20 protein-coding genes are annotated in these 22,037 nt (G+C 64.2%); 11 read left to right on the top strand and 9 right to left on the bottom strand.

Annotated elements, in window-relative coordinates:
- Positions 1 to 527: 527 nt before the first annotated feature.
- The 7 genes from AC1DYS_RS08450 to AC1DYS_RS08420 form a co-directional block, all read right to left on the bottom strand.
- Positions 528 to 1,898, bottom strand: a complete 1,371-nt coding sequence (locus AC1DYS_RS08450) for a hypothetical protein (RefSeq protein WP_477897968.1) — start codon at positions 1,896 to 1,898, stop codon at positions 528 to 530.
- Between the two features lie 97 nt (positions 1,899 to 1,995).
- Positions 1,996 to 2,757 (bottom strand): flagellar brake protein, encoded by a 762-nt coding sequence (locus AC1DYS_RS08445; protein ID WP_477897966.1) that lies wholly within the window; start codon positions 2,755 to 2,757, stop codon positions 1,996 to 1,998.
- 32 nt (positions 2,758 to 2,789) lie between these two features.
- Positions 2,790 to 3,089, bottom strand: coding sequence for a flagellar protein FliT (locus tag AC1DYS_RS08440; RefSeq protein WP_047484928.1), 300 nt, complete (start codon positions 3,087 to 3,089; stop codon positions 2,790 to 2,792).
- A 41-nt stretch (positions 3,090 to 3,130) separates the two neighbouring features.
- The gene (gene fliS / locus AC1DYS_RS08435; RefSeq protein ID WP_477897964.1) at positions 3,131 to 3,562 is read right to left on the bottom strand and encodes a flagellar export chaperone FliS; all 432 of its coding nucleotides are present in this window, start codon (positions 3,560 to 3,562) and stop codon (positions 3,131 to 3,133) included.
- Positions 3,563 to 3,806: 244 nt separating this feature from the next.
- Positions 3,807 to 5,225 (bottom strand): flagellar filament capping protein FliD, encoded by a 1,419-nt coding sequence (gene fliD / locus AC1DYS_RS08430; protein WP_477897962.1) that lies wholly within the window; start codon positions 5,223 to 5,225, stop codon positions 3,807 to 3,809.
- Between the two features lie 170 nt (positions 5,226 to 5,395).
- Positions 5,396 to 6,238, bottom strand: a complete 843-nt coding sequence (locus AC1DYS_RS08425; protein WP_047484922.1) for a flagellin N-terminal helical domain-containing protein — start codon at positions 6,236 to 6,238, stop codon at positions 5,396 to 5,398.
- Between the two features lie 385 nt (positions 6,239 to 6,623).
- Positions 6,624 to 7,466 carry a flagellin domain-containing protein gene (locus AC1DYS_RS08420; RefSeq protein ID WP_047484921.1) on the bottom strand — a complete coding sequence of 281 codons (843 nt, stop codon included), beginning with the start codon at positions 7,464 to 7,466 and terminating at the stop codon, positions 6,624 to 6,626.
- Between the two features lie 540 nt (positions 7,467 to 8,006).
- Here AC1DYS_RS08420 and AC1DYS_RS08415 point away from each other — a divergent pair.
- From AC1DYS_RS08415 to AC1DYS_RS08380, 8 genes are all read left to right on the top strand, one after another.
- Positions 8,007 to 9,989, top strand: a complete 1,983-nt coding sequence (locus AC1DYS_RS08415) for an O-linked N-acetylglucosamine transferase, SPINDLY family protein (protein ID WP_477897959.1) — start codon at positions 8,007 to 8,009, stop codon at positions 9,987 to 9,989.
- Positions 9,986 to 11,491, top strand: coding sequence for a class I SAM-dependent methyltransferase (locus AC1DYS_RS08410; RefSeq protein ID WP_477897957.1), 1,506 nt, complete (start codon positions 9,986 to 9,988; stop codon positions 11,489 to 11,491). Before AC1DYS_RS08415 ends, AC1DYS_RS08410 begins: the two co-directional genes overlap by 4 nt.
- A gap of 341 nt (positions 11,492 to 11,832) precedes the next feature.
- A complete protein-coding gene (gene flhD, locus AC1DYS_RS08405; RefSeq protein ID WP_047484915.1) occupies positions 11,833 to 12,156 on the top strand; it encodes a flagellar transcriptional regulator FlhD in 324 nt (107 codons plus the stop codon).
- A 47-nt stretch (positions 12,157 to 12,203) separates the two neighbouring features.
- Entirely contained in the window at positions 12,204 to 12,740 is a 537-nt protein-coding gene (flhC, locus tag AC1DYS_RS08400) for a flagellar transcriptional regulator FlhC (RefSeq protein WP_047484913.1), read from the top strand.
- 280 nt (positions 12,741 to 13,020) lie between these two features.
- Entirely contained in the window at positions 13,021 to 13,881 is an 861-nt protein-coding gene (gene motA / locus AC1DYS_RS08395) for a flagellar motor stator protein MotA (protein WP_047484912.1), read from the top strand.
- Positions 13,882 to 13,990: 109 nt separating this feature from the next.
- Positions 13,991 to 14,968 (top strand): flagellar motor protein MotB, encoded by a 978-nt coding sequence (motB, locus tag AC1DYS_RS08390; protein ID WP_477897954.1) that lies wholly within the window; start codon positions 13,991 to 13,993, stop codon positions 14,966 to 14,968.
- Between the two features lie 30 nt (positions 14,969 to 14,998).
- Entirely contained in the window at positions 14,999 to 15,394 is a 396-nt protein-coding gene (gene cheY / locus AC1DYS_RS08385) for a chemotaxis response regulator CheY (protein WP_047484910.1), read from the top strand.
- A gap of 13 nt (positions 15,395 to 15,407) precedes the next feature.
- A complete protein-coding gene (locus AC1DYS_RS08380) occupies positions 15,408 to 16,088 on the top strand; it encodes a protein phosphatase CheZ (RefSeq protein ID WP_477897952.1) in 681 nt (226 codons plus the stop codon).
- Between the two features lie 797 nt (positions 16,089 to 16,885).
- Here the strand turns inward: AC1DYS_RS08380 and AC1DYS_RS08375 are convergent.
- Both AC1DYS_RS08375 and AC1DYS_RS08370 read right to left on the bottom strand, forming a co-directional pair.
- The gene (locus AC1DYS_RS08375; protein ID WP_047484908.1) at positions 16,886 to 17,527 is read right to left on the bottom strand and encodes a response regulator; all 642 of its coding nucleotides are present in this window, start codon (positions 17,525 to 17,527) and stop codon (positions 16,886 to 16,888) included.
- A 31-nt stretch (positions 17,528 to 17,558) separates the two neighbouring features.
- A complete protein-coding gene (locus AC1DYS_RS08370; protein ID WP_477897950.1) occupies positions 17,559 to 18,737 on the bottom strand; it encodes a hybrid sensor histidine kinase/response regulator in 1,179 nt (392 codons plus the stop codon).
- Positions 18,738 to 18,960: 223 nt separating this feature from the next.
- Between AC1DYS_RS08370 and AC1DYS_RS08365 the strand changes: the two genes are divergently transcribed.
- From AC1DYS_RS08365 to AC1DYS_RS08355, 3 genes are all read left to right on the top strand, one after another.
- Complete coding sequence (locus AC1DYS_RS08365) at positions 18,961 to 19,422, top strand: hypothetical protein (protein WP_047484906.1); 462 nt, start codon at positions 18,961 to 18,963, stop codon at positions 19,420 to 19,422.
- A 64-nt stretch (positions 19,423 to 19,486) separates the two neighbouring features.
- On the top strand, positions 19,487 to 19,849 hold the full coding sequence (locus AC1DYS_RS08360) for a response regulator (protein ID WP_047484904.1): 363 nt from the start codon (positions 19,487 to 19,489) through the stop codon (positions 19,847 to 19,849).
- A 47-nt stretch (positions 19,850 to 19,896) separates the two neighbouring features.
- Positions 19,897 to 22,023 carry a chemotaxis protein CheA gene (locus AC1DYS_RS08355; protein WP_477897947.1) on the top strand — a complete coding sequence of 709 codons (2,127 nt, stop codon included), beginning with the start codon at positions 19,897 to 19,899 and terminating at the stop codon, positions 22,021 to 22,023.
- Positions 22,024 to 22,037 lie beyond the last annotated feature (14 nt).

The following is a 22,037-nucleotide window of genomic DNA, read 5'->3' as shown; positions in this document are numbered from 1 at the left end:
CGCCCGAAGTCAGTTATTGATGCGCGCTAACGCGCGCCCCGCAAAGCCCTGTGCTGCTCAGCTCGTCCGAAGGGGGAGATGAACACCAGATTCGGCTCGCTTCGCATCGCACGATGACGCGTCGCTTCGCTCGCGCCGAGGCGAAGCGAGGCGTGGACGGTGAAGTTGCGAAGCAACGACCGTATTGCTCTTGGGCCCCGTGGGTGGCGTCGAGGAGCGCAGGGCTTTGGGGCCGCGTGCGCAGCACGCTTCGTCAACTGACTTCGCGCGGCTGTCTGAGCGCAGCGGCCGCAGGCCGCGAAGCGAGTTCGGCGCGAGGCCCCAAAGCACGAGCACCGCAGAGCAGTCGGCCACCGGCCGACCGCCACCGTCGGGTCGCCTTTCTTTTGCCTACTTTTCTTTGGCGAAGCAAAGAAAAGTAGGTCGGCTGTCGGGACGACATCCCGACTCGGCCTCACGCAGTGAACAAGACCCGAACGCGAATAGCGCCCACGCTTCAACACTTCATTCCGACAGGAGTGGCATCACTAGGGCCGCTCACGCGCCGTAACGCGATCCGCAAGAGGCGCCGGCCGATAACCAGGGAGAAACCGACACCCCGCCCCAAACCTCGCCTCAAGCTGCGGGCAACGCCCCGCAATCCCTTCAGCCGTCGGCTTGACCCCATCCGTCACCCACTTCAACAAAGCTTCGACCAATGTCGGATAAACCGGGTGGCTAAGGTAGCTGTGCTCATTGTCATCAGTGAAGGTCTGCACCAGCCGCTCTGACGTACCGGCGGCCTTCATCGTCTCAAGAAACGCCGAGTCAAGTTCGACAAACGCCGTCGGGTCATTGACCCCATGCACCGTGAGCACCGGCACGCCAATGCGCCCGGTCAGGTCAGTGTCGTCACCAAACCGCCGCACCGCCTCAGGGTCGGCGCGATAGCGCAGCACACGCTCGTTCAGCGCCGCGTCATCGGCCGAACCCACATACTGCGCGCCGATGTTGCCGAAGGGATTGGCGCCACCCGTGCGCCGCTGAACGATGTCCTGGAAGTGCCAGGTGCCCCAGTTGAGGTGGCTCAGGATCGAGCGCTCCGGGATGCGAATCACCTTCACGATCGTCTGCACTCGGGCTTGCTGCTCGGGGCTGCGTTGCGCCGCAGGCAGCTTGAGGCCCAGGCACTCGTCGACGCGTTTGGCGAGTTCGGGGCGCGTCAGCGTGGCACCCGGCGGCAGGCCCATCCACAACGGGTACTGCGCCTCGCTCGGCGCAGGGTGGTTGGCGCACAGGCTCTGGTACAGCACGCGCAGGTCGAGCCGGAAGTCATATGAGCGCGTGCCGCCGCCCAGCACGCCGCTGGTGAGCAGCACCGCGTCGTAGGCCGGCCGCGGCTGGCCGGTGCCGGCATACATCTCTGCGGCCCTGGCAGCCACGCTCGCCCCCCACGACTGGCCGTGCAGGATGGTGAGCTGCGGCTTGGCCACGTACTGCACGAAGATGCGCCGCAGCCGCTCGGTGTCTTCGGCGGCAGAGCGCACGGCGACACCGCCTTGGTGGTAGGTGGACCCCGCCCATGCATAACCGGCCTTCACCATTACCGCCCAGCGCTGCAGGTCTTCAGCGGTGCGCTCGGCCTTGGGTGCGCCGAGTTCGGGGCCACCATGGGCATGCAGCACCAGCACGCCGCTCCATGCAGGCGGCACGGCGATGAGGTAGTGCGCGCCTTCGGTGTCGGTGCCGGCCAGGCAACGTGTGTCGGCGGGCAAGCCCGCAGGGCAGGTACTAGCAACAGGCGCGGCCTGCGCCGCCATCGGTGGCGCGGGCGGTGCGTTGCTGCAAGCGGCCAGCCAGCACGCCAGGGTCAAGGTCAGGACCAAGCGTGAGGCCGATCGAAGAGAGGAATGAGTCATCACAGGTGTCCACTGAATCGTCGAGGATCCAGTCTGCCTGATCTGCTGCAAAGGGGCTGCGAGCGCGGCCCCTGCCCGACGACGGGCTGCCGAAGGCTTAGCGTGACAGTGCGCGATGCCGCTTCTGCGTCTGGTCGATGTAGCGCTGCATGGCGCGCAGCACGTCGGCCATGGGGTTGACGATCTCACAGCCCAGGCGCACGCCGTGCGCGTCCTGGTTGAGCGAGGTGACGTGCTGCAGGCGCAGCGAGACGTTCACGCGCGTGTCCATGTCGAGCTCGATCTGCACGCCGTTGAGCACCACGCCGGGTTGCAGCGGTGGCACGTCTTCAGGCAGGAAGAGCGCGCAGCCGCCGATGCTCAGGTCGAGCACGCGCAGGCTCAGGTTCATGTCGGGAATCATCGGGTGGCGCATGCGTGCCACCGGCGTGTTGCGCAGCAAGGGCCGCACGCGGAAGCCGCTGCGCCGCTGGAAGCGGTAGACCACGCGAGGGAACTCGCAGTTCATCGCATTGGTCTTGCCGCCGTGCACGAGCACGAGGCCGCTCACGTCGAACTGCAGCTTGATGCTGTCGAGGTAGGCCACGGCCACGGCTTCTTCGGCCTCGACCAGGGTTTGCACGTGGTTGCTGTCGGCGTCGGCACTGAAGCTGATGACGCCGCGTGCGGAGTCGATCGACCACAGCGTCGTGGTGTACGCGGCACCATCACTGCCGTTGAGGTTGATCGGCACGTTGCCGTCGACCAGCGACTTGAGCGTGCTCAGCAGCTCGGCCTGCGAGGTGATACGAAACTCTTCCAGCCCGCCATGGGCGGCAGCCACCGCATCCAGCTGCATGGGCATGGTGTCCAGGGACATGTGAGGACTCCGTGGGTGCGGCACCAGCTCGTTCAGTGAACGGACTTGGGCTTGCCGGCAAGGATGCCGTCGAGGTCTTCCAGCCACGGCTCGGCGAGCTGGCGGATCTCGGCGTCGTTGATCAGGATGCGCTGCATGATGCGCGACTTGAGCTGCGCTTCTTCGGTGTCGAGGTGCTGCGCGTTGGCGGCATGCTTGAGCTGCGAGATGAGCAGCGCACAGGCGCCTTCGAGCTTGACGACCTGGTCCCAGTCGCCCGAGCGGGCAGCCGTCAGCATGTCGGCGCTGGCCCGTTCGATGGCTTCGTAGTAATGCAGCAAGGCGGTGTTCATGGGGTCTCCCGAGGCGCGGTGTGGCGTGGTGTGGGTAGTCTTCAAACCGACGCTCCCGTCTTGATCGCCGGGCTCATCGCACCCCACGCGCTGCGCAAGGGTTCGACCAGACGCACGCATTCGTCCAGGGCTGCTTCGTCGCTGTGCAGGTTGGCGTAGGTCAGCCGCACGGCGATGTAGGCATAGAGATCGTTCAGGTCGGCAGCCAGGTTGCCGCCTTCAGTGAGGTTCAAGCCGGCCTTCAGGCCTTCGTCGATGATGCGAACCGCGCGCTGGATGGCACGGCCCTTGGCTTCGACGTTCTTGGCACGAATGCCGCCGCGAGCCTGGGCGATGGAATCCATCAGGCCGTCGAACAGCATGGTCACGAGCTGGTGGGGCGAGGCGCCGTCCACGGCCGTGGTGACCTGCACGTCCTGGTAGGCGTGGCGCTGGCGGCTGGACGGTGTGGCGAAGGCGGCGGAGGCAAACATGAGATCAGGCTTTCTGCATGGTCTTGATGTTTAGGTTATCGGCCACCATCCCAGTCGGCTTTAGCGTCACGCCAGCACCTCATGTGGCCCGATTGCGGCGACGACGGCCGTGAAAGACCCGCTATTCCGGCTCAACTCGGCCATCTGTAGGGCGACCATCAAGCGTTCGACCAAGGCAAGCGCGAAAACGCAATACGCCGCTTCAGGAGCGGCGTACGGGATTCAGGCGAAACAGAACCAACCATCAGTCCTTGCTCTTGTTCCAGTTGGTGATCTGCTGCGTGATGTAGGTGTTCAGCGCGGTCAGGCTCGCCACCTTGGTGTCGAGCGCGGTGTACTGGGCGCGGATGCGCTTTTCGGTGCTCTCGAGGCGCGTGGTGTAGGCGTCCTGCTGGTCCTTGTTGCGCGTGAGGTTGGAGCTCAGGCCAGCCTTGCGCGTGGTCAGCATGCCGTCAGTGCCGAGCACCGTGTCGCCGAAGCTGCGCAGGCGCTGGGCCACGCCGTTGGTCGAGGTGTCGTCGGTCAGGCTGGTGTTGGCAAAGAGCTTCTTGACCTCGGCCAGGTTGCTGCTCAACGCGCTGACCAGCTTGGTGTCGCTGACCTTCAGCGTGCCATCGGCCTGCAGCTCGACGCCCACTTGCGAGAGGGACGAGAACACCGACGAGGCGCCTGACGGTGCAGCGACCAGGCTGCGCAGCTGCCGCTGCAAGGCCACGGCCGTGCTGTCGCCCTGCAGCGTGCCGGCGGTCTTGGTCGCGTCGTCGTACTTGGTCTGGGTGGCCAGCGTGGAGGCGAGGCTGTTGTACGCGTTGACGAAGTTCTGGACCGACGTCTTCATCGCCGTGTTGTCTTGCGCGACGTTGATCTGCACCGTGTCGGCGGTGACCTTGTTCAGGTTCAGCGTCAGGCCCTGGATCACATCGCTCAGGTTGTTCGTGGCGGAGTTGATCTCCAGGCCATTCACGAAGGCCTTCGCGTCGGAGGCCGTCTGCGTGCGAATCATCGGCGAGGAACCGTCGGTCGCGTCGTAGGTGAAGGCGGCAGCGCCGCCGGTGCCGGTGACGCGGAAGCCATTGCTGGCGCCGGTGGTTGACGAGCTGAGCACCAGGCGGGCACCGGACGAGTCGGTCACGATGGACGCGCGCACAGCGCCGCCGGCGGCGTTGATCTTGTCGCGCACATCGGCGAGCGTGTCGGTCGAGCTGATCGGAATGCTCAAGGCATTGATGGTGGCGCGCGCGGCGAAGCCAGGCTCCGTGAGATCCCACGCGCCGACTTCGATGGTCATGTCGCCGGCGCCGACGACGGCGCTGCTGGAGGCATAGGCGGTGCTGGCAACCGATTGGGCGGCCGCGAGGCTTTGAACCTTTACGGCGTAGCTGCCGGCCAGCGCACTGCTGCTGCCGACCGCGCTGACCGAAGCGGCATCGGCCGAGGTGGCTGTGGTGGCGCCCCAGGTGTCGCTCTTGGTGAGCGCCTGGGCGGCATCGCGAAACGTGGACACGGCAGACTGCAACGACCCGAAGGCCGAAATCTTCGTCTGGATGGCGGATGCCTGAGTCTGGAGCTGGACAACCGGCGCCTTCTCAATCGACATCAACTTCGTGATGATGGACTCGACGTCGAGGCCGCTGCCAATGCCCGCYGAACTGATCGAAGCCATATGCGTGTCCTTTCCCTTGGGGAGGGCGTCAGTGCCTTGCTGCCTGCCGCCATCGTCCTTTCATTGCACAGAGACCTCGGCTAAAACCCCGAGTGATCTCTGTATCGGACGTTCCTTTTTGAACTTGAGGACGGACTTCAATCCGGTAACACCTGGTTACCTCTGGCTGATCACTTCAGGAGCTGCAGCACTTGCTGGGGCAGCTGGTTGGCCTGGGCCACCATCGCGTTGCCGGCCTGCTGCAGGATCTGCGAGCGGCTGAGCGCGGCGGTTTCTGCGGCGAAGTCGGCGTCCATGATGCGGCTGCGTGCGGCCGACTGGTTTTCCACTGCTTGCTGCAGGTTGGAGATGACCGAGTCGAAGCGCGACTGGCTCGCACCGTAGGTGGCGCGCGTGTCATTGATCAGGTTCAGCGCGCCGTCGATGCTGTCGATCACGGTCGCCAGGATGGTGGCGTCGGTCGTGCTGTCGATCACGGTCGTGGCGGCGGTCACGGCGGTCACCGAGGCATCGGTGGTCATGTCGACCGTGTTGATGGCGATGGTGTCGTTGGCGGTCGTGTTGGCGCCGACCTGGAAGGTCTGGGTGCCCGTCGAAGCCAGAATCGTCTGGCCGTTGAACGTGGTGCCGGCCAGCACGCGGTTGATTTCAGCCGACAGCTGCTGGAATTCCTTGTTCAAGGAATCCTTGTCGCTGCCGCTGTTGGTCGAGTTGCGGGCCTGAACCGTCAGTTCACGCATCCGTTGCAGCGCGTCGCCCACTTTGGACAGTGCGCCTTCAGCGGTCTGCGCCAGCGAGATGCCGTCGTTGGCATTGCGGATCGCGACATTCATGCCGCGCACTTGCGCGTTCATGCGTTCGGCGATCGCGAGGCCAGCGGCATCGTCTTTCGCGGAGTTGACGCGCAGGCCCGATGAGAGGCGTTGCATCGACGTCGCAAGAGAAGTCTGCGACATGTTCAGGTTTCGCTGCGCATTCAGCGAAACGATGTTCGTGTTGATCGTCTGTGGCATGTTGACACTCCTCAAGAATCAGTGACTCCCGGCAAACGCGCCGGCATTGCGAAACACCAGGTCAGAAGGCAAGTCGCCTGTCCGGGGGCTGGTGTTCCATAACCCCGGTACGCATCACCGTCGTTGGCTGCAGCTCGCTGACCTGTGGGGGACAGCGGGGCACGGCTCGCGTCAGTGCATCCGGACCACAAATCCCTTCGAGGACTTGTTGGAGTCATTGTTTTCAAAAGTGAGGAACGGCAAATGCGGGAAATGAAGGCAAAAACCCGCTCAGTTCGAAAGCCCAAAAGAAAAGGCCTCACCCGGCGAACCGGGTGAGGCCTTCTGTCGTGAGCTGTCGAAGACCGTTTGGTCGCCCGAGGGCGGCCAAGAGGTTTCCGGCGGCTTACTTCAGCAGCGACAGGACTTGCTGCGGCAGCTGGTTGGCTTGAGCCACCATCGCCGTACCTGCTTGCTGCAGGATCTGGGCACGCGACAGGTTCGACGTTTCCGAAGCGAAGTCTGCATCGGTGATGCGGCTCTTGGCAGCGGACTGGTTCTCGACCGAGGTCTGCAGGTTCGAGATCACCGAGTCGAAACGGTTTTGCGTGGCACCGTACAGAGCGCGCTCGCTGTTGACCTTGTTGATCGCGCCGTCGATGTTGTCGATGACAGTGGCCAGCGAGGTCGTGTTGGTCGTGCTGTCGATCACGGCACCGGTCGTCACGGCGGTGATGCTGGCATCACCGGTCATGTCGGTCGTGGTCACGGTGATCACGTCGTTCGTGGTCGTGTTAGCACCGATCTGGAAGTCCTTGGCACCAGCGCTGCCGCCGAGGATGGCTGCGCCGTTGAAGGTCGTGCCGCCCAGAACGCGGGTGATTTCCGAAGCCAGTTGCTGGTATTCCTTGTCCAGCGAGTCCTTGTCGGAGCCGCTGTTCGTGCTGTTACGTGCTTGCACAGCGAGTTCACGCATACGCTGCAGCGAATCACCGACCTTGCCGAGCGCGCCTTCAGCGGTTTGCGCCAGCGAGATGCCGTCGTTCGCGTTGCGGATGGCGACGTTCATGCCGCGGACTTGAGCGTTCATGCGCTCAGAGATCGCGAGGCCGGCGGCGTCGTCCTTGGCGCTGTTGACGCGAAGGCCGGAAGACAGACGCTGCATCGATGTCGACAGTTGCGACTGGGTCATCGACAGGTTGCGTTGTGCGTTGAGAGACGTGACGTTGGTATTGACTGACATGCTCATTTAAAAATCTCCAAAACGGTTGAATGACACCCGGCACGAGCGCCGGCATTGCCTCGGCAGATCAGTTCTCACTGCCTATACAAAACTCATCTGCCTAAACAGCCTTCACACAAGTGTGTTGGCCTGCTGCGCCCGGCGTGATTCACGCTTTCCGACACCGCTCGAGGACTCGTTGCCTCACCTCTTGCGGAACCTTTGTCGCTGACTCCGGACCCCGGTTCTGATTGCTCATCCCCGATGTTTTTGTTATCGGACCGGCCCTGTTCGGACTTGAGGACTTCGCATAAAAAATCTTGCTGAGTCACTTGAACAGGGTGGTATAGAAGGTTCTTTTATCTGCCTCTCCGCCAAAAACTTGAGGCCCGTGAACGAGGGGGCGGTGTCGAGTTGTGACTCTCCGGGCGTGAAGTTGTGACGCGCCCAAGCGTGATGCGTTGAACAGACGGCGTAGTCAGCGCCTCTTCCGCGCTTGCCTGCACAGGTGCGTTCCTAGAATTTGGCTCACGTCCAATAGCGGGCACCTGCGTGGGTGCCGTTCACATGCAGCTCAAGCAACGCAAGGCCGCTTCTTCCTCGTCTGCCGCGCAGGCACGCTTCGCGCGCGAAGGGAAGAACAGCTGGCAACAAGGCGTGGCCCTCGCCAACGCCGGCGACTGGGCTCGCGCCGAAAAGGCCTTTCGCCGCGCCAGCGAAGCCAACCCACGCGACACCGTCTACCTGTTGAACCTGGCTCGCGCGCAGCGCAAGAACGGCGACCTCGACGGCGCACTGGCTTCAGCGCAGAAGGTGCTCGAGCTTTCTCCGGGTGAATCGATCGCCTGGACCATCGCTGCCGATTGCCTGAACCAGCAGCACCGCTATGCCGAGGCCGCCAGCTACCTGCAGCGTCAGCCCGAGCAGGGCCCGCGCAGCGCCGAGTACTACCAGAACCTGGGTGAAGCGCTCTTCAATGCCGACAAGCACCAGGAAGCCATCTCCGCACTCTTCCAGGCGCTGGCACTCAACATCGACCACGCGCTCTCGCACTACCGGCTGGGCCTGTCGTTCAACTCACTTGGCATGAAGCAGGAGGCCACCGAATGCTTCCGCACCTCGCTCATCCTCGGGCTGGGCTCGGGCAACCTGGCAGCGCAAGGCCTGCTGGCTTTCGTCGAGAGCGAGCTATGCCGCTGGGACCACGCGCTTGAAGACGTGGCCGCATTGCGCCGCATGGCCGCCGAGCTGCCTGCTGACGCGGCCTCGTGGGCCTCGGTGTTCGCGCAAGTCACCCTCACCAACAACGCTGATGAGCAGCGCAAGGCCGCGGCCTCGTGCGCACGCTTCCAGGCGCGCGGCATCAAGCCATTCACGCCGATCGCGCCGCGCCCCTTGCCTGCGCGCCTGCGCGTGGGCTTCGTCTCGGCCGACTTCCATCAGCACGCCACCGCCATCCTGATGGCCGAGGTGTTCGAGAAGATGGACCGTTCGCGCTTTGAGATCACGCTCTATTCACATGGCCCGGAAGACAACAGCCCGATGCGCCAGCGCCTGAAGGACGGTACCGACCATTTCGTCGAAGTGTCCAAAGCCAGCGACCTCGAGGTGGCTCAGCAGGTGCGCCGCGATGAGATCGATCTGCTGGTCGACCTGAAGGGCCACACGCGTGACACGCGCCTCGCGCTCTTCGCCTACCGGCCCGCGCCGGTGCAGGTGAGCTTCCTCGGCTTCCCGGGCACCACGGGTGCCGAACACATCGACTACTTCATCGGCGACGAGATCGTCTCGCCGCTGTCGCATGCGGCGCACTACAGCGAGAAGCTCGCACTGATGCCGCGCTGCTACCAGCCCAACGACCGCCAACGCGCCCGGCCCGGCCCCTACACCCGCGCGATGGCCGGCCTGCCGGAAGACGCGCTGGTGCTGTGCGGCTTCAACCAGCCGTTCAAGCTCTCGCCTGAGGTGTTCGACGTGTGGTGCCGGCTGCTGAACCAGTTGCCGAACTCGGTGCTGTGGCTGCTGCAGTGGAACGAGCATGCGCCAGCGCAGCTGAAGCGCGAAGCCGAAGCCCGCGGCATTGCAGCCGACCGCCTGGTGTTCGCACCCAAGGTCGGCGCACGCGAGCACATGAGCCGCCTGGCGCTGTCCGACGTGTTCATCGACACCTGGCCCTGCAACGGCCACACCACGGTGAGCGACGCGCTGTGGGCCGGCGTGCCGGTGGTCACCTATGCCGGTGAGACCTTCGCCTCGCGCGTGGCCGCCAGCCTGCTGCACGGCGTGGGCACGCCCGAGTTCGCCGGCGACACCTTGCCTGACTATGAAGCCCGCGTGATGCACCTGGCCACCGATACCGTGGCGCGCCGCAAGGTGCACGAGCACCTGGTGCAGGCCCGCGACACCGCCCCGCTGTTCGACAGCGTGGGCTACACGCGCGACTTCGAGAACCTGTTATGGACCCTGGCGGACCGCTGGTCGCGCGGCCTGCCGGTCGACCACGTCGTTGGCGCAAGCGTCACCGAAAGCGCCCACGGAGAAACCGCATGAGCATCACGCTGCCCGAAATCCACCTGTGTGTCGTTCAGCCTGCGGGCTACGTGCACTCGCTGGGCTTTCTTGACCAGGCCCGTTACTTCCGCCACCAGTTCCGCCGCATGGGCGCCAACGTGAGCCTGGCCAAGAACCGCCTGCGTCACGACGCCGTGAACTTCATCTTCGGTGCGCACCTCGGCTTCGAGGCGGCGCTGCGCGAGCGCTACACCTGCGTGTTCGTCAACCTGGAGCAGCTGGGCGAAGGCGGCGCTGCGGTGTCGAAGGACTACCTGGCACTGCTCGCCAGCTCGGCGGTGGTGGACTACAACGCCGACAACATCCCGGCCTACACGACGCACGCCGAAGACGTGCCGGTGTTCCCGCTGCTGCACGCGCCCTATCTCACGCCGGCGGAAAGCCTGCCGCTCGAGCAGCGCCCGCTGGACGTGCTCTTCATCGGCAGCATGAACGACCGCCGCCGCCAGATGCTGCAGCACATCGAGGCGCAAGGCATCAAGGTGAGCCTGTTCGATGCCCCGCTGTACGGCCCCGAGCGCGACGCCGTCATCCTGCAGGCCAAGGTGGTGTTCAACGCCCACTTCTATCCGAGCAGCCGCTTCGAGCAGGCCCGCGTGTCGCACTGCCTCTCGCTGGGTACGCCGGTCGTGTCCGAGCGCACCGAACTCACGCAGCCGCACGCTGCCTTCGAAGACAACGTGTTCTGGATCAACGACAACAACCTGGCCTGGTTCTTCTCCAAGCACTTCAAGACACCCGAGTTCTACGACGAGGCACGCGCGCAGATGCGGCGCTTTGCCGAGATCGACCCGATCGAGCCCTACGCCGACATCCTGGCCTTCGCGGCCGGCTATGCGGGTGTGCACCAGGGGCGCCGGCCGAGCGAGGCTTGGCAGCCCACGCGCATCAACCTCGGCTCGGGCAAGGACTACAAGCCCGGCTGGCTGAACATCGACGTGCTCGACCGCGCCCAGCCCGACCTGGTGCTCGACCTGGGCCAGCCCACCAGCTTCCCGGTGCTCGCGCACACGCCCTACGCCGGGCCGCTGCAGCTGACCGAGGGCAGCGCCGAGATGATCTTCGCCAACAACGTGCTCGAGCACGTGCCCGACCTGCCGCAGCTGATGGGCAACTGCCTGAAGCTGTTGAAGACCGGGGGGCACTTCGTGATCGAGGTGCCCTACGAGCACGCCGCCACCGCTTGGCAGGACCCGACCCACCTGCGCGCGCTGAACGAGAAGTCGTGGCTCTACTACACCGACTGGTTCTGGTACCTGGGCTGGTTCGAGCACCGCTTCCACGTGGCGCAGTTCACCTACCTGGACGACGCCCTGCGCGAGTGCCAGCGCGACAAGGCCGCCTTCATGCGCGTAGTGCTGGCCAAGATCGAGACCACCCCACGCGAACGCACCACGGCGCGTGTGATGCGGGCCGATTTCGCCCTGCCGGACGACCTGCCGGGTGCCGATTCGCCTGAAGTGGGCCAAGTCGGCGCCTGAAATCTGCCGCGCGCACGCCTACAAAACCGACTCCCAATCCCTCCAAGGGCCGCTTTTGCGGCCCTTTTTCATGCCCGCCTACAGCATGCAACGCCGGGCAGCAGCGCCATATGTGCGCACAAAGCCCGCTTTGGCGTCAGGGCCACCCTAAGCGCAGAAATAGGTGCCAAAAACGGCGCATTTCTCTGTAGGAAGTTTCCTGACAGGGGTGATGGAAGAAGCTGGACTCAAGCGACAGAACTGACCTGATGTTTCGGAACATTTCTGATCTTCACAATCCATTTCACGTTGAGACGCAAACCAACGCAGCAGACAAACCCAGACAACCAAGGAATAACAGCATGAACGCCGACCAGATCCTCACCGAAATCCGCGAAGCCAACCTGTCCTACCTGATGCTGGCCCAGAGCCTGATCCGCAGCGACCGCGAACAAGCCCTGTTCCGCCTCGGCATCAGCGAAGAAAGCGCCGCGATGATCGCGCTGCTGACCCCCGCCCAGATGATGAAGGTGGCTTCGGGCAACACCCTGCTGTGCCGCTTCCGCATGGACGACGACATGGTCTGGGGCCTGCTGACCAACCACGGCAAGGCCGCGTCGAACGACACGACCAGCCGCCTGCACGCCAGCATCCTGATGGCCGGCCGCCATCAAGAAGCCGCTTGAATTCAGTCGCACCCTAGAACACACAACAGATATCAGGAGCAGATTCCATGCGTAGCAAGAGCATCCTCACCGAAGCCAAGCAAATCGATCGCGCCGTGACGCTGATCAACCTGGGCGCCCGCCTCCAGGTGCTGGAGTCTGAAACCGATCTGAGCTACGAAAGACTGCTGCGTCTCTACAAAGAGGTGTCGGGCAAGTCGCCGAGCAAGGGCCAGCTGCCTTTCTCGACCGACTGGTTCATGACCTGGCAACCCAATATCCATGCGTCGCTGTTCCTCAACATCCACGAGTACCTGAACAAGGTTGCCGAGATGGACGAGATCGACACCGTCATCAAGGCCTACCAGCTGTACCTGGAGCAGACCCAGGCCCAGAACCTGGAAGCCCTGCTCTCCGTGACCCGCGCCTGGCGCCTGGTGAAGTTCGTCGACAACGGCATGCTCACCATGACCAAGTGCTCCAAGTGCGGCGGCCACTTCGTCAGCCACCCGCACGAGATCTCGAAGCACTACATCTGCGGCCTGTGCAACCCCCCGGCACGTGCCGGCAAGGGCAAGGCCTCGGGTGGCATTCAGATGCATTGAATTCCGGGGCTCAAGTCAGCCCCTCGCCTTGCCGATATGAATGGCATGGCACAAGTTTCTGGTTAGTCTCCTCCTGGCACTCGGAAAAGTGCTTTATCGCGGACCTCTCGAGGTCCGCTTTTTTTTGTGCCGTGAATGTCCTGCTGTTGCTTGGATCGATTGGGCAGCAGGACGCACACACTTCCTCAAGCGCACGGGGTTCGGGCCGATATAGGGCTGAGGCATGCGTGGCACCGGGTAAGTCACTGCGCAGCGAGCTTCACGCAACCACACAACAACCATGTTTGTACTTATCGGCTACGGCGTCGCCCTGGGGTGCATCTTCGGGGCCTACGTTCTTCACGGCGGCAACATGTCCGTGATCATCCACGCCTTGCCGACGGAGTTGATGGCCATTCTGGGCGGCGCGCTGGGCGCCTTCGTGGTGAACAACCAGCCCAAGGTGCTCAAGGCCACGCTGGGCTCACTGCCCGGGCTGCTCAAGGGCTCGAAGTACACCAAGGCGCGCTACATGGAACTGCTGGCGCTGCTGTACGACATTCTTCAGAAGGCGCGCAAGGAAGGCCTGATGTCGATCGAGAAAGACGTCGACGCACCGCACGAGTCACCCGTCTTCAAGAAGTATTCAGCGGTCGGCAGCGACCACCACGTGGTCGAGTTCATCACCGACTACCTGCGCATGATGGTCTCGGGCAACCTGAACGCCCATGAGATCGAAAGCCTGATGGACAGCGAGATCGACACCCACCACCACGAGGCCCACGCGCCCGCCGCGGCCATCGCCCGGCTCGCCGGTGCCCTGCCCGCCTTCGGCATCGTGGCCGCCGTGCTGGGCGTGGTGAACACCATGGGCTCGGTGGGCCAGCCGCCCGCGATCCTTGGCGGCATGATCGGCTCGGCCCTGGTCGGCACCTTCCTCGGCATCTTGCTGGCCTACGCCGTGGCCGAGCCGCTGGCCGGCCTGCTGGAACAGAAGAACGACGAGAGCGGCAAGGAACTGCAGTGCATCAAGACCACGCTGCTCGCGAGCATGCAGGGCTACGCCCCGCAAGTCGCCGTCGAGTTCGGCCGCAAGGTCCTTTATTCGACCGAGCGCCCCAATTTCGCTGAACTCGAAGCCCACGTCAAAGGCAAGAAATGAGCAAGCGGAGCGAAGCTCACCTCAAGCAACTCGCCCAGGAACCGGCTTTGCCGGGCCTGCGGCGAGGCGCCCCTCGGGGGCAGGAGCGTAGCGACTGGGGGGCCTTGTAATGGCCGGCGATTCGAAAAAGCTGCAGCCGATCATCATCAAAAGGGTGAAGAAAGGCGGCCATGCTGCCCATGGCGGTGCCTGGAAGATCGCTTACGCCGACTTCGTGACGGCCATGATGGCGTTCTTCCTGCTCATGTGGCTGCTCGGTTCCACCACCGAGGGCGACAAGAAGGGCATCGCCGACTACTTCTCGGCGCCGCTGAAGGTGGCGCTGTTGAGCGGCGGCAGCGGCTCCGGCGATTCTTCGCATGTCATCAAGGGCGGCGGCACCGACATCACCCGTTCTGGCGGCCAAGTGAAGAAGGGCGACATCGCCACCACCAAGAGCACGATCAACCTCGCCGCGATGCGCGCCGAGCAGCGTGCCGCCGAAGCAGCCAAGCTCGAGCAGATCAAGAAGCAGATGGAAGCGAAGCTGGCCGACAGCCCGAAGTTCGGCGCCATCAAGAACCAGATCAAGATGGACATGACGCCCGACGGCCTGCGCATCCAGATCGTCGACGACCAGAACCGCCCGATGTTCGACAGCGGCAGCCCGGTCGTCAAACCCTACATGCGCGAGCTGCTGCGCGAGATCGGCGCGGTGCTCGCCGAACTGCCCAACCGCCTCACCCTCGAGGGCCACACCGACGCGCAGGCCTTCTCCGGCGACCGCGACGGGCTTGGTTATGGCAACTGGGAACTGTCGTCCGACCGGGCCAACGCTTCGCGGCGCGAACTCATTGCCGGCGGATTGCCCGCCGAGGCGATTCTTCGGGTGCAGGGCCTGGCGTCCAGCGTGCCCTTCGTGCCCGAAGAGCCGCTCAGCCCCAGCAACCGGCGCATCAGCATCATCGTGATGAACCGCGACGCCGAAGACCGCTTCTTCGGAAAGACTCCCTTAGAGGAAACGGCGGCTGCCGCCGAAGCCCCCGCGAGCGCGCCGGAGGCGGAGACGTCAACTGTGCCCTCAATATCCAACCCAAACGCCCGATAACAGCCCCAGTGCATTGAAGCGAGGACTGCCATGAGCAACCCTGACATGAAATTTCTGATCGTCGACGACTTCTCCACGATGCGCCGCATCGTGCGTGGCCTGCTCAAAGAGCTGGGCTACAACAACGCCGAGGAGGCCGAAGACGGTGTGGCCGCCCTGGCGCTGCTGAAGGGCGCCAAGTTCGATTTCGTCGTGAGCGACATCAACATGCCCAACATGAACGGCTTCGAGCTGCTGTCGGCCATCAAGGCCGAGGCCAGCCTCAAGCACATCCCCGTGCTGATGGTCACCGCCGAGGCCCGCAAGGAAGACATCGTGCGCGCAGCCCAAGACGGCGCGGCCGGCTACATCGTCAAACCTTTCACCAAGGCCACCTTGGAAGAAAAGGTCCAGAAGATCATGCAAAAACTGGCCGCCACGGCCTGAACGGAGAATCCACATGAAGATGGACAACGTGGCCGTACTGGCCGACCCGTCACAGACTGCGGCCCAGACCCAAGCGCAAGCCCATGCTCAAGCGCAGGCTGCCGCCTCCCCCGAAGTGTTTCAGCAGCTCGGGCTCATCACCCGCCAGTTGCACGACACCCTGCACCAGCTGGGCGTGATCCCCAAGCTGCAGGACGCCGCCAACAACCTGCCCGACGCGCGCAGCCGCCTGAACTACATCGCCGAGAAGACCGGCGCTGCAGCCAACAAGGTGCTGAACTCGGTCGACCAGGCCAAGGCCGAGCACAACACCATCGCCTCGGAAACACGCCGCATCGCGGCCGCCATCGTGGCCGACCCGGTGAAGGCCGTGGCCACAGGCATGGTGATGAACTTCGTAGGCGACGTCGAAAGCGCCACCGAGCGCATCGACCGGCACCTGACCGACATCATGATGGCTCAGGACTTCCATGACCTCACCGGCCAGGTCGTCGCCAAGGTGGTGGCCCTGGCCAGCGACCTGGAAGACAGCCTGGTGAAGCTGCTGGTGCAGGCCGCTCCGCCGGAAGCACAGAAGGTGGTGGAGCATGCCTCGTCGGTGCTGAATGGGCCGGTGGTGAATCCGGAGGGTCGGACTGACGTGGTGTCGAACCAGGGCGAGGTCGACGACCTGTTGGCCAGTCTCGGGTTCTGATCTTTCTGCTTTGATGACGGCGGCCCGCGGGTCGCCGTTTTCGTTTTTGCTTCCTGTCTTACCTGGTTGCCCTTCACTGCTCGGGCGGGGGAATCGAAGCTCCGTGCCGCTGTTCGCGTGAGGCTTCTTTTCACTGCGTGAGGCCGTTGCCGGGATGTCGCCCCGGCGGGCGACCTTCTTTCTTTGCTTCGCCAAAGAAAGAAGGCAAAGAAAGGCGACCCCGACGGAGGCGGTCCGGCTAGGGCCGGACTGCTCTGCGGTGCTCGGTGTATGGGGCCTCGCGCCGAACTCGCTGCGTTCACTTCGTTCACTGCGCTCGGACAGCCGCGCGAAGTCAGTTGACGAAGCGTGCTGCGCACGCGGCCCCAAACCCCTGCGCTCCTCGACGCCCCCCACGGGGCCCGAAGAGCAATACGGTCGTTTGCTGCGCAAACATTCCCTGTCCACGCCTCGCTTCGCCTCGGCATCGTCCTAGGCGATGCGGAGCAAGCCGAGGGGTGGGGTACGTTGAACAGGTGTGCCGTGGTCCGGGTCTGTCCGCTGGCGACAAGTCGCGTCCTGTAGCCACGCAGCTGTGACAAGTCGGCTGGTGTTCAGCGCCTTTGCTTTGGTGACTTTCATTTGGCGCGACAAATGAAAGTTACTCGGCCGCCGGGCCGAATACCCGGCAGCAGCCTCACGCAGTGAACAGAAGCCTCACGCGAATAGCGGAGCGAACCTTCGATACCTCAGGCCGAACCGTTGATGCCAGAAGCCGGCAAAGCGCTCAGCGAGAACTCAAGCAGCGAGCAAGCCCATCACTCGCTGCCAACAAGCCCGTTGCGAATGGCGTAAACCGTCATCTCGGAGTTGTTCGACAACCCAAGCTTCTCCAGCACCCGCGCCCGATACACACTCACTGTCTTCGGAGAAAGCGTCAGCTCCTCCGCAATGTCCGACAGCCTCTTCCCAGAGGCAATCATCACCAGCGTCTGCAGCTCCCGATCGGACAGCTTCTCGTGCGCCGCCTCGGTACCGGGCGTGGTCAAGCTCTCGACCAGCATCTGCGCAATCTCGGGCGTCACGTACTTACGGCCCTGCCCCACCGTGCGCACCGCGGCCACGATGAGCTGTGGGTCGCCGCCCTTGTTGACGTAGCCGTAGGCACCCGCCCGCAGGGCGCGGATGGCGTACTGGTCTTCGGGGTACATCGACACCACAAGCACGCGCATCGTCGTGCCTTCGTCCTTCAGCACGTGGAGCACGTCCAGGCCGCTGCGGCCGGGCAGGTTGATGTCGAGCACGAGCACGTCGGCATCGCCGACGGTGCGCATCAGGGTGCGCAGTTCACCGTAGTCGCCGGCTTCGCCCACGACTTCGATGTCCGGCGCATCAGACAGGGTGTCTCGTATGCCGCGCCGGATCAGCGCGTGGTCGTCGCAGAGCAGGACTTTGATCATTGATGGCAGGTGGTGAGGAGGTGAAAAGTCATCATAGGGCCCCCCATACCGTAGGGTCATAGGGCTTGGCCCCTTCGGCGGGCTCGTCGTCCGACGCCTCTGACAGCTCCAGGTCGACGCCGGTGTCGGGCTCGGGGCCCAGCGGCACCGACAGGATCAGGGTGGTTCCCGCGGGGCCACTGCTCAGATCAACCCAGCCGCCGACAGTTCCGGCGCGTTCATGCAGGCCGCGAATCCCGAAAGACCGCACCTTGGCAAGGTCTTCCTGGTTGAGGCCACGCCCGTTGTCGCTGATCTCCAGGGACAGCACACCCCCAGCGAGGGACAGATCGATGTGCACCTGGGTGGCCTGGGCGTGCTTGGAGACGTTGGTCAACGCCTCCTGGGCGGCCCGGTAGGCCACCAGCGGCACGCCGGCGGGGAGGGTCAGGTGCTCGTGCCGCGAACGGAACTCGCAGGTGATGCCGGTGCGCTTCTCGAACCGGCTGGCCATCCACTGCAGGGCGGCGATCAGCCCCTGCTCCAGGATGGCGGGCCGCAGGTTGTGCATGACCCGCTGGCTGGCCTCGATGGCGTGCGACACGGTCTCGAGCGCCGAGGTGACCCGGGCCAGCACCTCGGGCGAATCGGAATGGCGGGCGATCCAGGCCAGGTCGAACTTGAGCGCGGTGAGCGAGCCGCCAACGTCGTCATGGATCTCCCGGGCGATGGCGGCACGTTCGGCTTCGACGCTGGTTTGCAAATGCTGAGCCAGCTCGTGCACGCGCTGCTTGGATTCGCCCAGCTCGCGGTCGGCGCGCTGGCGGGCCAGCAGCAGCTCGTGGGTCTCGACCGCGTGCAGCAGGGCCGGGGCCAGCCGCACGAGGTTGTTCTTGAGCAGGTAGTCGCTGGCGCCGTTTCGCATCGCTTCGACGGCGGTGTCTTCGCCGATCTCGCCCGAGACCAGGATGAAGGGCAGCATCTGCGCGCTGGCCTTGAGCAGGTCCAGCGCGACCAGGCCCGAGAAGCCGGGCAGGTTGTAGTCGGAAATCACGGCGTCCCAGTTCTGCTCGGGCTCGATGGCCTGCAGGAACTCGGCCTCGGAGTCGATTCGAACCACGTCCACCTGCAAGCCGCCGCGCCGCAGATGGGCCAGCATCAGTTGGTGGTCGAGCTCCGAATCCTCGAGATGCAGGATGCGCAACCGCTTTTCTGGCAGGTGAGAAGGCATGGCTTGCAGTATGCCAAGGGATGCCTTGCAGCCGCAAAGCAGTGAACAAGTCCTCGCCCCAAGGCCCATCAACACGGTGGTCTGCCGAATTGCCACGACTTATTGCCCGTGATTGAGCTTATGTATCGGCGACGGCTGCCGAAAATCCACTGCATATGACCTCGTTGAGTGCGCGCCTCTGCTCGCACCCTGCCCCTCTCACCTGAGTGGAGACTTGAAGCTGATGGAAGACGCGAACGACGCTCAAGAATCGTCTGCCGCCGGCGCAATGCCCTTGATGGCCGCCGCTGACTTGCAAGACCACCTGATGACCGCCAGCAATGACCTGGATCGGCTGCAGACGCTGTTGTCCGACGCCTGCGACACGCTGATGCAGCGCTTCCATGGCGCCTCGGAGCACATCAACACGCTGCGTTCCCACCCGCACACGGTGGACGACAGCGATGCCGTCTTCAACGACGTGATGCAGAACCTGGGTGGTGCCGTCACCGCCCTCCAGTTCCAGGACATGGCCTCGCAGCTGATCAACCACACCCACAAGCGGCTTCGCAGCTGCGTGGACCGGTTGGCACGCGAAGCCTTTGCCGACGACGAAGACGGCATGGCTGCAGCAGAAGAAGTACCGCTGCGCCCGAACCCCGTGACGCAGGCCGAGATGGATGTCGGATCCATCGAGCTGTTCTAGACACGACACGCCTCAAGACGACATCCATTCAACCGAAATCATTCGAGATATCCCGGAGAAAGCCATGCAATCAATCCTCGCGGTCGACGACTCAGCCTCCATGCGCCAGATGGTCGCCTTCACACTGAAGAGTGCCGGCTACAACGTCGTCGAGGCCGTGGACGGCCAAGACGCCTACGAAAAATCCAACGGCCGCGACTTCGACCTCGTGCTGACCGACCAGAACATGCCCCGCATGGATGGCATCAGCCTGACCAAGAAGCTGCGCGACAACCCGAAGTTCAAGACCACGCCGATCCTGATCCTGACCACCGAGTCGAGCGACCAGATGAAGCAGGCAGGCCGCTCCGCGGGTGCCACCGGCTGGCTGGTCAAGCCCTTCGATCCGGCCAAGCTGATCGAAGTGATCAAGAAGGTCGTCAAGTAAGCGTCCCGCCCTCTCTCCACGCACACAACATATACCAGGAGCACGCCATGGGCGAGATGTCCTCAGAAGGCTCTCAACTGAGCGCCGGCATCGACCTGAGCCAGTTCTATCAGGTCTTCTTCGAAGAAGCGGGCGAGAACCTCGACCGCATGGAGAAGCTGCTGCTCGACCTCGACATCGAGTCGGCCGACGACGAGGAGATGAACGCCATCTTCCGTTGCGCCCACTCCATCAAGGGTGGTGCCGCCACCTTCGGCTTCAAGGACGTCGCCGAACTGACGCACCAGATGGAAACGCTGCTCGACAAGCTGCGCCGCCATGAGCTGGAACCCACCAGCAGCATGGTCGATGTGCTGCTGCAGTCGGGCGATGCCCTGCGCGGCCAGCTGGCCCGCCACCAGAACGGTGGCGAAGGCGCCGAACTCGACACCACCGAACTGCTGTTCAACATCCGCGCCATGTCGGCCGGCGAAGCGCCTGCGATCGCAGCGCCCGCTGCCGCGCCTGCACCGGCTGCGAAGGCACCCGCTGCCGCATCCGTGCTGGCCGAGCCGGCGCCTGCGAAACCCGGCGCCCGCGTGCTCGAACTGCGCATCGGCCCGCTGGACAAGCCCGAAGAGGCCAACAACGTCGTCGACCTCTTCAAGGAAATCACCGACCTCGGCACCATCGAGCCGCTGGACAACGGCATGCCTGCCGACGGCATGCGCCGCTTCAAGGTCTGTACCACCAGCACCGACAGCGACCTGCTGGACCTGCTGACCTTCCACGTGTCACGCGAGCAGGTGGCCCTGCTCCCGCTGGGTGACGGCTACGGCTTCCACCATGGCGCGCCCGGCGCACCCGAAGCAGAAGCGGCCGATGTCGGCTACGGCTTTTTCGAGGACGCGCCGGGTTCGCCTGCACAAGCCAGCACGCCCTCCAGCACCGAGGTTGCAGCTGCGTCCGAAGCACCGAAGACCGCTCCAAAGACTTCAGCACCCAAGGCCGAGAAGCCCGCCGCCGCGCTGGAAGCGTCGACGCTGCGCGTCTCGGTCGAGAAGGTCGACCAGCTCATCAACCTGGTCGGCGAACTCGTCATCACGCAAGCCATGCTGGCGCAGAACAGCCAGGGCATGGACCCGGCGCTGTACCAGCAGCTCGCTGCCGGCCTCGCCGATCTGGACCGCAACACCCGCGACTTGCAAGAGTCCGTGATGTCGATCCGCATGATCCCGATGTCGATGGTGTTCAGCCGCTTCCCGCGCATGCTGCGCGACCTGGCTGCCAAGCTCGGCAAGAAGGTCGACTTCGTGACGCTCGGTGAAGCCACCGAACTCGACAAGGGCCTGGTGGAAAAGATCACCGACCCGCTGACCCACTTGGTGCGCAACAGCTGCGACCACGGCATCGAGTCACCGGCGGACCGCCTGGCCAAGGGCAAGCCCGAGACCGGCACCATCACGCTGAGCGCTTCGCACCAGGGTGGCTCGATCGTCATCGAAGTGCGCGACGACGGCCGTGGCCTGTCGCGCGAGAAGCTCTTGAAGAAAGCCCGCGAACGCGGCATCCACGCCCCTGACTCGATGAGCGACCAGGACGTGTGGAGCCTGATCTTCGCACCCGGCTTCTCCACCGCCGACGTGGTCACCGACGTGTCGGGCCGCGGTGTCGGCATGGACGTGGTCAAGAAGAACATCACGGCCCTCGGCGGCACGGTCGACATCGACTCCGCCGAAGGCTATGGCATGCGCGTCTCGGTGCGCCTGCCGTTGACGCTGGCCATCATGGACGGCATGTCGATCGGCGTGGGCGAAGAGGTCTACATCCTCCCGCTGAGCTCGGTCGTCGAGTCGTTCCAGGTGCAGCCCGACATGGTCAAGACCATCGGCGGCTCCGGCCGCGTGGTCGAGGTGCGCGACGAGTACATGCCGGTGCTGGAGATGGAACACGTCTTCAACGTGCCGCGCTTCGACTTCGAGCACGTGAGCGGAATCATGGTCGTGGTGGAGGCCGAAGGCGGCCGCATCGCACTGCTCGTGGACGAGCTGCTCGGCCAGCAGCAAGTCGTGGTGAAGAACCTCGAAGCCAACTACCGCAAGGTCAACGACGTGTCGGGCGCCACCATCATGGGTGACGGCCGCGTGGCGCTGATTCTCGACGTGGGCAGCCTGGTCCGCCGCTCACGCCACTGAGCCACCAAAGAACT

Source organism: Rhizobacter sp. P2_G4, assembly GCF_056403575.1.
This window is presented reverse-complemented; position numbering and strand designations above follow the sequence as displayed.

What these genes read in the sequence shown, in the direction of transcription:
- AC1DYS_RS08450 (WP_477897968.1), bottom strand. Translation starts at nt 1,898, where the DNA reads ATGACTCATTCCTCTCTTCGATCGGCCTCACGCTTGGTCCTGACCTTG.
- AC1DYS_RS08445 (WP_477897966.1), bottom strand. Translation starts at nt 2,757, where the DNA reads ATGTCCCTGGACACCATGCCCATGCAGCTGGATGCGGTGGCTGCCGCC.
- AC1DYS_RS08440 (WP_047484928.1), bottom strand. Translation starts at nt 3,089, where the DNA reads ATGAACACCGCCTTGCTGCATTACTACGAAGCCATCGAACGGGCCAGC.
- fliS (WP_477897964.1), bottom strand. Translation starts at nt 3,562, where the DNA reads ATGTTTGCCTCCGCCGCCTTCGCCACACCGTCCAGCCGCCAGCGCCAC.
- AC1DYS_RS08425 (WP_047484922.1), bottom strand. Translation starts at nt 6,238, where the DNA reads ATGCCACAGACGATCAACACGAACATCGTTTCGCTGAATGCGCAGCGA.
- AC1DYS_RS08420 (WP_047484921.1), bottom strand. Translation starts at nt 7,466, where the DNA reads ATGAGCATGTCAGTCAATACCAACGTCACGTCTCTCAACGCACAACGC.
- AC1DYS_RS08415 (WP_477897959.1), top strand. Translation starts at nt 8,007, where the DNA reads ATGCAGCTCAAGCAACGCAAGGCCGCTTCTTCCTCGTCTGCCGCGCAG.
- AC1DYS_RS08410 (WP_477897957.1), top strand. Translation starts at nt 9,986, where the DNA reads ATGAGCATCACGCTGCCCGAAATCCACCTGTGTGTCGTTCAGCCTGCG.
- flhD (WP_047484915.1), top strand. Translation starts at nt 11,833, where the DNA reads ATGAACGCCGACCAGATCCTCACCGAAATCCGCGAAGCCAACCTGTCC.
- flhC (WP_047484913.1), top strand. Translation starts at nt 12,204, where the DNA reads ATGCGTAGCAAGAGCATCCTCACCGAAGCCAAGCAAATCGATCGCGCC.
- motA (WP_047484912.1), top strand. Translation starts at nt 13,021, where the DNA reads ATGTTTGTACTTATCGGCTACGGCGTCGCCCTGGGGTGCATCTTCGGG.
- motB (WP_477897954.1), top strand. Translation starts at nt 13,991, where the DNA reads ATGGCCGGCGATTCGAAAAAGCTGCAGCCGATCATCATCAAAAGGGTG.
- cheY (WP_047484910.1), top strand. Translation starts at nt 14,999, where the DNA reads ATGAGCAACCCTGACATGAAATTTCTGATCGTCGACGACTTCTCCACG.
- AC1DYS_RS08380 (WP_477897952.1), top strand. Translation starts at nt 15,408, where the DNA reads ATGAAGATGGACAACGTGGCCGTACTGGCCGACCCGTCACAGACTGCG.
- AC1DYS_RS08375 (WP_047484908.1), bottom strand. Translation starts at nt 17,527, where the DNA reads ATGATCAAAGTCCTGCTCTGCGACGACCACGCGCTGATCCGGCGCGGC.
- AC1DYS_RS08370 (WP_477897950.1), bottom strand. Translation starts at nt 18,737, where the DNA reads ATGCCTTCTCACCTGCCAGAAAAGCGGTTGCGCATCCTGCATCTCGAG.
- AC1DYS_RS08365 (WP_047484906.1), top strand. Translation starts at nt 18,961, where the DNA reads ATGGAAGACGCGAACGACGCTCAAGAATCGTCTGCCGCCGGCGCAATG.
- AC1DYS_RS08360 (WP_047484904.1), top strand. Translation starts at nt 19,487, where the DNA reads ATGCAATCAATCCTCGCGGTCGACGACTCAGCCTCCATGCGCCAGATG.
- AC1DYS_RS08355 (WP_477897947.1), top strand. Translation starts at nt 19,897, where the DNA reads ATGGGCGAGATGTCCTCAGAAGGCTCTCAACTGAGCGCCGGCATCGAC.